Genomic DNA, 11,649 nt, shown 5'->3' on the forward strand with positions numbered 1-11,649 from the left:
CCGCGGCGTCCATATTTCGGCGTCGTACGTCCGCGCTGCCGGCTTCGACTCGCCGGCGACGCCGTCCAACAGCGACAATCAGGCCGGGCGCACGGACAGCCGGGCCCGCCCAGTGGCTTCGGCCAGGTGGGTCACCGCACCGGCAAGTCCCGCTCGGGGTACCGCGGCGCCATCGAACATGGCGACGGCGACCTTGTCGTCGTCGGCAAGTTCCCAGGTACCGGCGATCCGCCCGGCCACAAGGACAATGGGCGCGATCCAGCCCGCGGTGCGACTGACCGCCGAGCGATGCTGCGCGGGCAGCAGTTCCTGATCGCCGGTACCCGGCCCGAGCACATACTGATCGAAAGCACCGAGCAACTGCACCGTATCGGCCGGTTCGGTGGCGGCGAGTTCGTCGGCATGTTCGCTGAGCAGGTACGCGCGCCTGCCGTCGACATCGACCTCTGTCAGCGCCTCCCCCAACTCGGCGAACCAACCGCGGACCCTGGTCTTGCGGTGAGCGCCGCGACTCAGCCAGGCGTCGAAAGCCTCGGGCGTTGCCGGACCGTAGGCGCCGAGATACGCGGTGATCGCAGTGCGCGCGGCCGCGTCGACGTCGGTCACCGGGCGCCATCCGGGCAGCGTGGCCGGGCTGGTGAAAGTGACCTTGGCGCCGCGTGCCGGACCGTGACACAGCAGGCCCTGCCAGGCCAATGGTTTGAGCAGGGCACCCCAGCCGGAACGCAATTCGGCTTCATGCCCCGCGAACGCGGGATCGGCCACTATCCGGTCGACCAGTTCCTCGCGGGTGAGAACTTCCGCTTCCAGCAGCGGACCGACCAGGTCCGCCAGCGCCGCCACCTGATCGGGCGTCGCACCGAAAGTGCGCTGCCACGAAGGTTTCTCCCAGGTCCGCGCCGCCGCGAGCAGGGGGAGGCAGGCGCCGGCGATATCCGGTGTCATCGCGTGCAGGGTGCCGCGCATCGCCCAGGTCTTGATCAGTTCACCGTCGGCCAGTGCGCGTGCGACCGCGCCTGATTCGGGGGTCGTGGTGCGCAGAGCCGCGGCCAGCTCCGCCGAGGACGCCACCTGCGCTTGCACACCGCACAGCCGCGCCGCGATGTCGACGACGCTCACCGGCGCACGTGGTTCGACGAACTGCCGTCGCAGCCGCCAGGCGAAGGCCTGGTCCCAACTCACCCTCATCGGCAACGCCCTTCCACACCCGACCGGCTTGCGGTCTGCCCCGCCATCGCCCAGACCTTAACCGGGTGCACCGACAATCAGACCCGGCCCGCCGTGTCGCCACGATCCCGGGGCCGATCTCAAAAGATGCTGACGCAGAACACCACACAGGCGGTGGCCAGCAACAGACCGCCGAGGGTCGTCACGATCACCCCGAGCAAGGCAGTGCGGGTGGTGGCCAGCCGCAGCGCACCCACTGGCGCGACCAGTCGTTCGGCGCGGGCCAGCACCGCAATACCCGCGGCGCCCAGCGCGCCCGCCGGCGTCCTGGCACCCGCGTCGACGATGGCGAGCAGCCCGCCGAGCAGCGGCTCCCGGCCGTGCTCACGGGCGGCGGTGTCGTCGGCACACATTTCCAGCAGCTTGCCGACCTCCGCCGAGCCGTCCCGGAATATACCCAGCCGTGGCGCCGTCGCAGCGATGCCGTTCAGTGCGGCGGTCAGCGCGCCGTGGCGGCCGGACAGATGGGCGCGCTCATGGGCGAGGACGGCGGCGAGCTGGTCACCGGACAGCGCGGCGAGCGCGCCGCTGGTGACCACGATCGTGTCGGGCCGGCCCGCGACGGCGTAGGCCTGCGGCTGCGGCGCGTCCAGCACCACGGCGCCGAGGCCGGGCATCCGCCGGCCGACCATCCGCACCGCCTTCGCGTGCGCACGCGTGCGCCGCCGCATCGCCATCAGCACCCGGGCGGTCCGCCAACTCAACACGCCTACCCCGGCGGCGATCACCACGGCGAGCCCGAAGGTCACCACCCGGCCTGCGGTGTGGTCATAAGGATGCACCGGCGTGCCGAACACCGCGTAACAGGCGCGCAGCGCCTCATCAGAGTGCCGCCACACGGTGGCGAATTCGAACACGAACATGGCCGCCGACGCCGTCCACGCGACCAGCGCGCTCACCACGGTGACCACCCAGGCGAGCACGCCGAGCCGCGGCGCGGTCCCTGCTCGGGTCAGCCTGCGCAACACGGGTGGTCCCAATACGGCCACCACGGAGCCATACAGCAGCAGCGCCGATGCGAGGCTCACGCGGGACCTGGCGATTTGCGCGCAGTGAGCCGTCTCAGCGCGGCCCGAAGTCCCGCCGATTCCTCGTCGCTGATCCGGTCCACGAAATGACTGAGCACCAGATCCGAGCGGCCACCCGAGCCGAGCGCTTCGAGCATGAGCCGGGCACTGTGCTCCTCCCGAGTCAGCGTCGGCCAGTACCGGTAGGCCTTGCCCGCGCGCTCACGCGCGAGCCAGCCCTTGCGATGCAGATTGTCCATCGTCGACATGACCGTCGTGTACGCGATATCGCGTGACACGCACAGCTCCTCGTATATCTCACGGACGCTGGTCGTCTCGGTGTCCCGATCCCAGATCCGATCCATGATCACCGCCTCGAGATCACCGAACCCACGCACCGTGCCGACTCCCTCATCACTGGCCCGCATCCGCCTCATCGTGCGCTCAGCATACTTGCCGAGCACCTTTGCTACGTACCCGAACCGTAGATCGGCAAACCCCGAGCAGCGAAACCTGTCGGACCCGCATGCGAACATATGTTCGTGTCCGATCCCCCGTCCGCCGCCTCCGGCCGGTCAGCAGAGCCGCCCGGCGCCCGCCGCCCGCGCATCACCGCGCGGGCCGACGCCTCGATCATGCACGCCGACCTGGACTCGTTCTACGCATCGGTCGAGCAACGCGACGATCCGACCCTGCGCGGCAAGCCGGTCCTCGTCGGCGGCGGCGTCGTGCTCGCGGCCAGTTACGAGGCCAAGGCACTCGGGGTGCGCACACCGATGAACTGCGGGCAAGCGCTGCGACTGTGTCCACACGCGGTCGTCGTGCCGCCACGCATGTCGGCCTATGCCGAGGCCAGCACGGCGGTGTTCGAGATCTTCCGCGACACCACTCCGGTGGTGGAGGGCCTCTCCATCGATGAGGCGTTCCTGGACGTGGCAGGCCTGCGCCGGATCGCGGGGCAACCGCACGGCATCGCCGAACGGCTGCGCACCAGGGTCCGCGCGGAGGTCGGGTTACCGATCTCGGTAGGCATCGCGCGCACCAAATTCCTGGCCAAGGTCGCCAGCGCGGTCGCCAAACCCGATGGTTTGCGCCTGGTCGAGCCGGATCGTGAACTCGAGTTCCTGCATCCGCTGCCGGTCGAACGCCTGTGGGGCGTGGGCGTGGTCACCTCGGCGACGTTGCACGAACACGGCATCACCCGCGTCGGTCAGCTCGCCGAACTCGGTGAATCCGGTCTGCGGGCGATCCTCGGACCTGCCGCCGCCCGGCACCTGTACGCATTGTCGTGGGCCCGTGATCCGCGCCGGGTCGAGACCGGCAAGCGGCGCCGGTCCATCGGTGCCCAGCGCGCCCTCGGCCGCCGCCACCGCACGCCCGAGGAACTCGCCGCCTACCTGTACGGGCTCGTCGATCGACTCGGCCGCCGCCTACGTGGCGCGAACCGGGTGTGCCGAACCGTGGTGCTGCGCCTGCGATTCGACGATTTCACCCGCGCCACCCGCTCGCACACCCTTCCCGAGGCCACCGACGACACCGAAACCATCCGCTACGCCGCGCGAATCCTGCTCACCGGGGCGCTGCCCATGATCGAGGAACGCGGCATCACCCTCATCGGGCTGGCCTTGACCAACCTCGACGACGCCGATGCCATGCAGCTGACGTTACCGTTCGAGTCCCGCCCCACCGCGACCCTCGACGCGGCACTCGATGATCTGCGCCGCCGCTTCGGCTCCGGCGCCGTCACCCGCGCCGCACTCCTCGGCCGCGGCGAGGGCCTGTCGGTGCCGCTGCTCCCCGACTGAAGTTTGCTCAACAATTGCCCCACATGATCATTCGGCGTATTCTGTCCGAGGCAGGTTCGGGGGAATCCGCGGCCGACGAACCGCCACACCGTCCGCCGCCGCACCGAGGAGAACCACCGATGCCGTACGCGATACTCGGCCTCATCACGCTCGCACTATGGGTGTACTGCCTGGTCGATATCATCACCTGCCCGGATACCGGAATCCGCCACCTGCCCAAGATGGGCTGGCTGCTCGTCGTAGTCCTCATCCCCACTGTCGGCGCATTACTCTGGTTGTTTGCCGGGCGGCCGCTGCACGAACCGCGACTACGGTCGAACACACACTTCGCCGAATACGACCGGCCCGGCCGACACATCGCGCGCAACGCCGACGACGACGACGAATTCCTGCGCAACCTGCGCGAACGCGCCGAATCCCAGCGCCGCGAAGCCCGCCGCCAGGAGGAAGCCCGCCAGCGCGAAGCTCAACACCGCCACGACACCGGCGACCTCTGATTCACCGTGCGGCGGGTGGCCGCTTGTCCATCAGCCGCAGGATCAGCGGCGTGAAGATCAACTGCATGGCCAGTTCCATCTTGCCGCCCGGCACCACGATGCAGTTGGGCCGCGACATGAACGAATCATGCAGCATCGACAGCAGATACGGGAAGTCGATCACCTTCGGATCGGCGAAGCGGATCACCACGAAACTCTCATCCGCCGTCGGAATCGACCGCGCGATAAAGGGGTTCGAAGTGTCCACCGTCGGCACCCGCTGAAAATTGACATAGGTCCGGGAGAACTGCGGGCAGATGTACTTCACGTAATCGGGCATGCGGCGCAGGATCGTATCGATCACGGCCTCACTGGAATAGCCGCGTTCGGTTTTGTCCCGGATCACCTTCTGGGTCCATTCCAGGTTCACGATGGGCACCACGCCGACCAGCAGATCGGTGTAGCGGGCGACGTCGACTGTCTCGGTGACGGCCGCGCCGTGCAGCCCCTCATAGAACAGCAGATCGCTACCCGGCGCGAGGTCCTCCCACGGAGTGAACGTCCCCGAGGGCTGGCCGAACGGCTTGGCCTCCTTCTCGTCGTGCAGATATCGGCGCACCGCACCGACCCCGGTCTGCCCGTAGTCGCGGAACAGGCACTCCAGTTCGGCCAGCAGATTGGCCTCCTCACCGAAATGAGAGAACGTGGTGTTCTGGTTCTGTTCGGCCTCGGTCATGGCCAGTTTCATCTCGGTGCGGTCGAAGCGGTGAAACGAATCGCCCTCCACGAACGCGGCATTGATTCCCTCGCGGCGAAATATCTCCTGGAACGTTCGCGTCACGCTCGTGGTCCCGGCACCGGAGGATCCGGTGATGGCGACGACGGGATGTTTGACCGACATGGGCCCCTCCTAGATAACCGAGCCCGACGCCCGGTCAGCGCCGGGCCGGACGGAACAGTGACCGGGTGCCGAACAATGAGGTGTCGAAGTTCGGGCCCGCCTCGGGTTCGCGGTGATAGCGCTCGATCCGCTCGACCTCGTTGCGGGAACCGAAGATCAGCGGCACCCGCTGATGCGGATCGTCCGGCGCAACCTCCAGCACCCGCTCGCTTCCGGTGGACGCGGCACCTCCGGCCTGTTCGACGATGAACGCGATCGGATTCGCCCCGTACAGCAGCGACACCCGCCCCGGACCCGCCGCCGGTCGGGTATCGCGCGGATACAGATACACCCCACCCCGGGTGAGGATATGAAAGGTGTCCGCAACCAGCGAGGCCACCCAGCGCATATTGAAGTCGCGGCCGCGTGGACCGTCCACCCCGTCCAGACATTCGTGAACGTAGCGCCGCACCGGACGTTCCCAGAAGCGCTCGTTGGCGGCGTTGATCGCGAAACCCGAGGTGTCGTCGGGGATGCGCATGCGCGGATGGGTCAGCACGAATGCGCCGATCTCGCGGTCGAGCGTGAACCCGTCGACGCCGCTGCCGGTGGTCAACACCAGCATCGTCGCCGGTCCGTACAGGGTGAACCCGGCGCACACCTGCCGGGCACCCGGCTGACAGAAACCGTCGTCCTCTGCCCGCAGCACACTGAAAATGGTGCCCACCGGCAGATTCACGTCGATATTGCTGGAGCCGTCCAGCGGATCGAACGCGAGCAGGTACTTGCCGTGGCGGCGCTCCTGCGGCACCTGGTGGACCTCGCGCATCTGCTCCGATAGCAGCGCCGACAGATGCCCGGTCCATTGGGTTTCGGTGACCATGATGTCGTTGCTGAGCGCATCCAGCTCGCGATGCACCGTCGGTGCACTCTCACCCGGTTCGGCGCCGCCCCGCGAGGCCAGGATCGCGCCCCTGGTCACCTGATTGGCGATCAGTTTGGTCGCCGTCGCGACGACATTGACCAAGGCCGAGAACTCACCGGAAGAGCCAGGGTGCCGATGCTCCTCCTCGATCGTGTAGCGCGTGAGGGTTTTCAATCCTTCGGGCATCGCAGTCGGCTCCCCTCACGTGGCCGGCGGTGCGGGCGCATCGAACACACTGCTGCCGTAGACGTCCCCGTCGGTCAGCGTGACCAGGTCGGTCTTGGTCAGCGGGCGGCCCAGATCCACCAGCCGGCGGGCTTGGCGCAGCCGGCAGCGATCGATCGCATTGCGCACACTGCGGGCGTTGGAGAAGCGCGGCCTGCCCATCCGCGCGGTCAGATACTCGGCGAACGCGGTATGCGCGGCGTCGTCGAATCGGAAGTTCTCTCCCGCCACCATCAACTCCGCGATCCGCACCAGCTCGGCATGGGTGTAGTCGCCGAATTCGAGATGGTGCGCGACCCGGGAGGAAAGCCCGGGATTTGCGGAGAAGAACCGGTCCATCCGATCGGGGTAACCGGCGAAGATCACCACCAGGCTGCCCCGTTCGTTCTCCATTTCCTGCAACAGGATCTCGATGACCTCCTGGCCGTAGTCGCGCTCGTTCTCCGGCCGGAACAGGTAGTAGGCCTCATCGATGAACAGCACCCCGCCCGCCGCCTTGGCCAGCGCCTCCTTCGTCTTCGGTGCGGTGTGGCCGATGAACTGACCGACCAGGTCATCGCGGGTGACGGTGTGCACCTTGGGTTTGCGCACGTAGCCGAGCGCATGCAGCATCTGCGCCATGCGCAGGGCCACCGTCGTCTTCCCGGTGCCGGGACCGCCGGTGAAACTCATATGCAGGGTGGGGCGTGAGGACTCCAGCCCGAATCGCGCACGCGCTCGCTCGATCAGCAGCAGTGCCGCGATCTCGCGTACCCGCCGCTTCACGTTCGCAAGGCCGACGAGCTCGGCGTCCAGCGCGGTCAGCACCTGCTCCACATCCGCGGTGGCAATATCGGCGGCGAGGTCGAGGACCGCATCGGCCGCCAGCACTTCGTCCTCGGGCGCCGCACCCGATTCGGCAGGCATCGCCCGCACCGGCCGGGAGTCCTCTACTCCCGGCCGGTGCAGCCGGAAACCGGTTGCGGTGCCCACACGCTCAGTCGGCATACCTGGCACCGGGGCGGGCATCGGTGGCATAGGAGTGCAGGCCGTATCGCTGACGCCGGTCGGAGCCCTCGACGCGGGTCAGGCCGAAGCCCGGCTCGTCGGGTGGGCGCTGGACCAGAAAGCTCAGCGCGGTGGTCTGCCTGCCGTAGCGCGCGTCATAGGCGAGCACCCGAACGTAGTGGCGTGGGAAGGTGGTCCGGCAGGCGTTGATCTCGGCAAGCACACCGTCGGGCTCGTCGAGGTCGAACAGCGGCAACCCCCACATCTCCCAGTAGGTATTGCGCGGATGGGGATCGTCGGTGTATTCGATCGAAACCGGCCAGTTGTTCAGTAATGCGTAGCGGACCTGGGCGCCGATCTCGGCGTCGGTCAGGTCGGGCAGATACGAGAAGGCTCCGTGACGCAGGTACATGGCATGTCCTCTCAGGGTATTCGCCGCTCAGTGGGTCGCCGTCGGCACCGCATCGGGTGCGTCGGTGGAGGTGTAGTCGAAGGTGACATCACCCCAGGTCGCGAGCGCGACGTCGAGTGGACGGTTGGCGGCCGCCGCCTTGCGCAGCACCTCCGGTCCCTCGCGTAGTAGATCGCGGCCCTCGTTGCGGGCCTGCACGATCGCTTCGAGGGCCACCCTATTGGCCTCCGCGCCCGCCGCTATTCCCAGCGGATGACCGATCGTGCCGCCGCCGAACTGCAAAATGACATCATCGCCGAACAGGTCCACCAATTGATGCATCTGCCCGGCGTGTATGCCCCCGGATGCCACTGGCATGACCCCGGGCATGCTGGCCCAGTGCTGGTCGAAGAAGATTCCGTTGGCGGGTTCGGTGGGGATGACGTTCTCGCGCAACGTGTCGTAGAAGCCCTTGGTGGTGGCAGGATCGCCTTCCAGCTTGCCGACCACCGTGCCGGCGTGCAGATGGTCGACGCCGATCAACCTGCACCATTTGGCCAGCACACGGAAGCTCACGCCGTGCGTTTTCTGCCGGGTGAAGGTGGAATGCCCGGCGCGGTGCAGATGCAGTAACACCCCGTTGCGGCGGGCCCAGTGCGACATCGACTGCATCGCGGTGTAGCCCACCGTCAGATCCATCATGATGACGACGCTGCCCAGTTCCTTGGCGAACTCGGCCCGCTCGTACATCTGCTCCATGCTGGCCGCCGTGACGTTGAGGTAATGGCCCTTCATCTCGCCGGTCTCGGCCATCGCACGATTCACGCCCTCCATCGCGAACAGGTAGCGGTCGCGCCAGCGCATGAACGGCTGCGAGTTGATGTTCTCGTCGTCCTTGGTGAAATCGAGCCCACCCTTGCACGCCTCGTACACCACCCGACCGTAATTACGGGCCGACAGACCGAGTTTCGGCTTCACCGTCGCGCCGAGCAGCGCCCGGCCGTACTTGTTCAGATATTCCCGCTCCATCACCGTGCCGTGTGGCGGCCCCTGGAAGGTCTTCACATAGGCGACGGGAATCCGCATATCCTCGAGCCGCAACGCCAGCAGCGGTTTGAAACCGAAGACATTGCCGATGATCGAGGATGTCAGATTGGTGATCGACCCTTCCTCGAAGAGATCCAGATCGTAGGCGATATAAGCGAAGTACTCCCCCGGCCTGCCCGGCACCGCATCGATGCGGTAGCACTTGGCCTGATACTTGCTGTGCGCGGTGAGCCGGTCGGTCCACACCACCGTCCATGTGGCCGTGGAGGATTCGCCCGCAACGGCTGCGGCGGCCTCGATCGGATCCACGCCCGGCTGTGGTGTCACCCGGAACACGGCCAACACATCGGTGTCCGACGGCTGATAATCCGGCGCGTAATACCCCATCGACGCGTAGGACTGAACGCCCGGATCCCAACGATCGCGTTCGGTTTCTTCGGCCATCATTCCTCCTGCTCACGGGGGTGAACGCCTTGCGATTTCCAGGATGACGGCGCCGACGACGACAAACAATTTGAATGTTTCTGGAAATACTCAACCGATTCGTCAGGTTTGCTACCGTCTGACAATGGGGAGAGTAAGTGCGGCAAGGATGGAAACCTTCCTGGTCGTCTCCCGCACCGGCAGCATCCGTCGCGCCGCGAGCCAGCTGCACGTCACCGAAGCCGCCGTCTCCGCCGCCGTCGCCCATATCGAGAAACAGCTGGGCGCCAAGCTCATCGCGAAATCCGGCCGCGGCATCACCCTCACCGAGTCGGGGCGGGTCTACGCCGACTACTGCCGCGGCATCCTCGGACTCATGCAGGAGGCGCACGCCGCGGTACGCCGCGCCGAATCCGGACGCCTGCGGATCGGCGTGGTCGCCACGGCAGGCGAATACGTGCTGCTGCGACCGCTGGCCGCGTTCCGCAACCGCTACCCCGAGATCGAACTGAGCCTGTCCATCCATCCGCGCGATGCGCTGTTCCTCGAATTGCAACACCACGAAACCGATCTCGTCATCGCCGGGCGGCCACCGCGCGACGCGGGCCTGATCACCCGGGCCCGCAGAGCGAGCAGACTCGTCGTGGTGGGGCCCGCAGGCCGTGCCTGCGACCCGATGCGCACCACCTGGTTGCTGCGCGGGCGCGGCTCCGGCACCAGAGAGGCCACGCTGAACCTGCTCGCCCAGCTAGAGATCGATCCGCCCACCCTCACCCTCGGCTCCCACGGCGCGGTACTCGCGGCCGCCAGAGAGGGACTCGGTGTCACCCTCATCCACGGCGACGCCGTCGGCGAGCACCTCGATTCCGGCGCCCTGCGCATCCTGCCCGTCGACGGCACCCCACTCGATCGGCCCTGGCATGCCATCACCACCCGCACCCCCTCCCCGACCACCCGGCTGTTCCTCACCCATCTGCTCGACCGCGATCAGGTCGGCGCCGACGCGTTCCACCCCACCTGAGCGCCGGTTGCCGTGACGTTGCCGGCCACCGGCCGATCCCTTGGCGACACGACCGATCTCGGCGAACGTGCCACCAAGCGGGCATCGACGGACGTACCATGCCGTCGTGGCCGATGCGAAAGATCCCGCCGCGCTGCGGGTCCTGGTCTACAGCGACGACGCCGACACCCGGAGCCAGGTGATGCTGGCCCTGGGCAGACAGCCGCATCCGGACCTACCCGAGCTGGACTACCTCGAGGTGGCCACCGCCGATGTGGTGATCCAGCGGATGGACGCGGGCGGTATCGACCTCGCCATCCTCGACGGTGAGGCCGCCCCCGCCGGCGGACTCGGGATCGCCAAACAGCTCAAGGACGAGCTCGCGCAGTGCCCACCGGTGCTGGTGCTGACCGGACGACCAGACGACGAATGGCTGGCCCGCTGGTCGCGCGCGGAGGCGACAGCGACTCATCCGATCGATCCGATCCAGCTGACCGACACCGTCGTCACCCTGCTGCGCGGCCGCCCGGCCGCCTGAACAGCGGATTCGCCGCGCCCGCGGATTGCCCTGTTTCGGTCATAAATGTCAGTCCCTAATTCGATCAAAGACCGTCACGAATCGCCGGGTCCGCCCACGAATCGGTTGTAGGCTGTGCCCTAGCTCACATGAGCGCGGGAGATGACATGACGACCCGCGGCGCCAGGTTCCTCTCAGCCCACCCTCGCCGATCGAGGCGATGAGGCGACCCCGGCGACGCGGACCACCGCATCGACCGCCCGCACCCCGTTCGAGGACGGACGGCCATACCCGCCCGCTCCCGTTCGCAAGGAGGGGAAGTGCTGTCGTGAATACCGAGGTGCCGATTCTCGTACTCGGCGCGATCGCCACCGCGTTCGCGCTGGGATCCGTGGCGATCGCGTCCCTCATCGGACCCAAACGCTACAACCGTGCCAAGCTCGAACCCTATGAATGCGGTATCGAGGCCACCCCGCACGCCGTCGCCGGCGGGCCGGGAAACGTTACCGGGCAACGCTTCCCGGTGAAGTACTACCTCACCGCGATGCTGTTCATCATCTTCGATATCGAGATCGTGTTCCTGTATCCGTGGGCGGTTCACTTCGATTCGCTCGGATTGTTCGGTTTGGCCGCGATGGCGCTGTTCGTCGTCAATGTCTCGGTCGCCTACGCCTACGAATGGCGCAGAGGTGGCCTGAGCTGGGACTGAACAGATCGGCGCCGAACGTTGCAACCGCGC

13 protein-coding genes are annotated in these 11,649 nt (G+C 67.2%); 5 read left to right on the forward strand and 8 right to left on the reverse strand.

The genetic code is table 11. The annotated features are described in order from the left end of the window. Positions 1 to 78 precede the first annotated feature (78 nt). The 3 genes from ACFXNW_RS07800 to ACFXNW_RS07810 form a co-directional block, all read right to left on the reverse strand. On the reverse strand, positions 79 to 1,188 hold the full coding sequence (locus ACFXNW_RS07800; protein ID WP_379416843.1) for a DNA glycosylase AlkZ-like family protein: 1,110 nt from the start codon (positions 1,186 to 1,188) through the stop codon (positions 79 to 81). Between the two features lie 119 nt (positions 1,189 to 1,307). Beyond that, the gene (locus ACFXNW_RS07805) at positions 1,308 to 2,255 is read right to left on the reverse strand and encodes a M56 family metallopeptidase (protein WP_379416845.1); all 948 of its coding nucleotides are present in this window, start codon (positions 2,253 to 2,255) and stop codon (positions 1,308 to 1,310) included. Then, on the reverse strand, positions 2,252 to 2,662 hold the full coding sequence (locus ACFXNW_RS07810; protein WP_379416847.1) for a BlaI/MecI/CopY family transcriptional regulator: 411 nt from the start codon (positions 2,660 to 2,662) through the stop codon (positions 2,252 to 2,254). Before ACFXNW_RS07810 ends, ACFXNW_RS07805 begins: the two co-directional genes overlap by 4 nt. 108 nt (positions 2,663 to 2,770) lie before the next feature. Here ACFXNW_RS07810 and dinB point away from each other — a divergent pair, with 108 nt between their 5' ends. Both dinB and ACFXNW_RS07820 read left to right on the forward strand, forming a co-directional pair. Further along, complete coding sequence (dinB, locus tag ACFXNW_RS07815; RefSeq protein WP_379416849.1) at positions 2,771 to 4,039, forward strand: DNA polymerase IV; 1,269 nt, start codon at positions 2,771 to 2,773, stop codon at positions 4,037 to 4,039. A gap of 119 nt (positions 4,040 to 4,158) precedes the next feature. Further along, positions 4,159 to 4,536 carry a PLD nuclease N-terminal domain-containing protein gene (locus tag ACFXNW_RS07820; protein ID WP_379416851.1) on the forward strand — a complete coding sequence of 126 codons (378 nt, stop codon included), beginning with the start codon at positions 4,159 to 4,161 and terminating at the stop codon, positions 4,534 to 4,536. Between the two features lies 1 nt (position 4,537). Here the strand turns inward: ACFXNW_RS07820 and ACFXNW_RS07825 are convergent, their stop codons facing one another. From ACFXNW_RS07825 to ACFXNW_RS07845, 5 genes are read right to left on the reverse strand one after another with little or no spacing between them, the layout of a single operon-like run. Further along, a complete protein-coding gene (locus tag ACFXNW_RS07825; RefSeq protein ID WP_379416853.1) occupies positions 4,538 to 5,416 on the reverse strand; it encodes a phosphoribulokinase in 879 nt (292 codons plus the stop codon). A gap of 34 nt (positions 5,417 to 5,450) precedes the next feature. Next, positions 5,451 to 6,506, reverse strand: coding sequence for a class 1 fructose-bisphosphatase (locus ACFXNW_RS07830; RefSeq protein ID WP_379416855.1), 1,056 nt, complete (start codon positions 6,504 to 6,506; stop codon positions 5,451 to 5,453). Positions 6,507 to 6,521: 15 nt separating this feature from the next. Beyond that, positions 6,522 to 7,532 (reverse strand): AAA family ATPase, encoded by a 1,011-nt coding sequence (locus ACFXNW_RS07835; RefSeq protein ID WP_379416857.1) that lies wholly within the window; start codon positions 7,530 to 7,532, stop codon positions 6,522 to 6,524. Next, a complete protein-coding gene (locus ACFXNW_RS07840; protein ID WP_379416859.1) occupies positions 7,522 to 7,944 on the reverse strand; it encodes a ribulose bisphosphate carboxylase small subunit in 423 nt (140 codons plus the stop codon). The genes ACFXNW_RS07835 and ACFXNW_RS07840 overlap by 11 nt, the downstream gene beginning before the upstream one ends. A 27-nt stretch (positions 7,945 to 7,971) precedes the next feature. After that, positions 7,972 to 9,414: a form I ribulose bisphosphate carboxylase large subunit gene (locus tag ACFXNW_RS07845; protein ID WP_379416861.1), complete on the reverse strand. Its 1,443-nt coding sequence runs from the start codon at positions 9,412 to 9,414 to the stop codon at positions 7,972 to 7,974. 124 nt (positions 9,415 to 9,538) lie between these two features. Between ACFXNW_RS07845 and ACFXNW_RS07850 the strand changes: the two genes are divergently transcribed. The 3 genes from ACFXNW_RS07850 (at position 9,539) to ACFXNW_RS07860 (ending at position 11,619) form a co-directional block, all read left to right on the forward strand. Further along, a complete protein-coding gene (locus tag ACFXNW_RS07850; RefSeq protein WP_379416863.1) occupies positions 9,539 to 10,414 on the forward strand; it encodes a LysR family transcriptional regulator in 876 nt (291 codons plus the stop codon). Between the two features lie 181 nt (positions 10,415 to 10,595). Beyond that, positions 10,596 to 10,931 carry a hypothetical protein gene (locus tag ACFXNW_RS07855; protein WP_379417344.1) on the forward strand — a complete coding sequence of 112 codons (336 nt, stop codon included), beginning with the start codon at positions 10,596 to 10,598 and terminating at the stop codon, positions 10,929 to 10,931. A gap of 307 nt (positions 10,932 to 11,238) precedes the next feature. Continuing rightward, entirely contained in the window at positions 11,239 to 11,619 is a 381-nt protein-coding gene (locus tag ACFXNW_RS07860; RefSeq protein WP_163823972.1) for an NADH-quinone oxidoreductase subunit A, read from the forward strand. The last annotated feature ends 30 nt before the right edge of the window (positions 11,620 to 11,649 follow it).

The organism is Nocardia sp. NPDC059180 (assembly GCF_042754945.1).
Taxonomy (GTDB): Bacteria; Actinomycetota; Actinomycetes; order Mycobacteriales; family Mycobacteriaceae; genus Nocardia.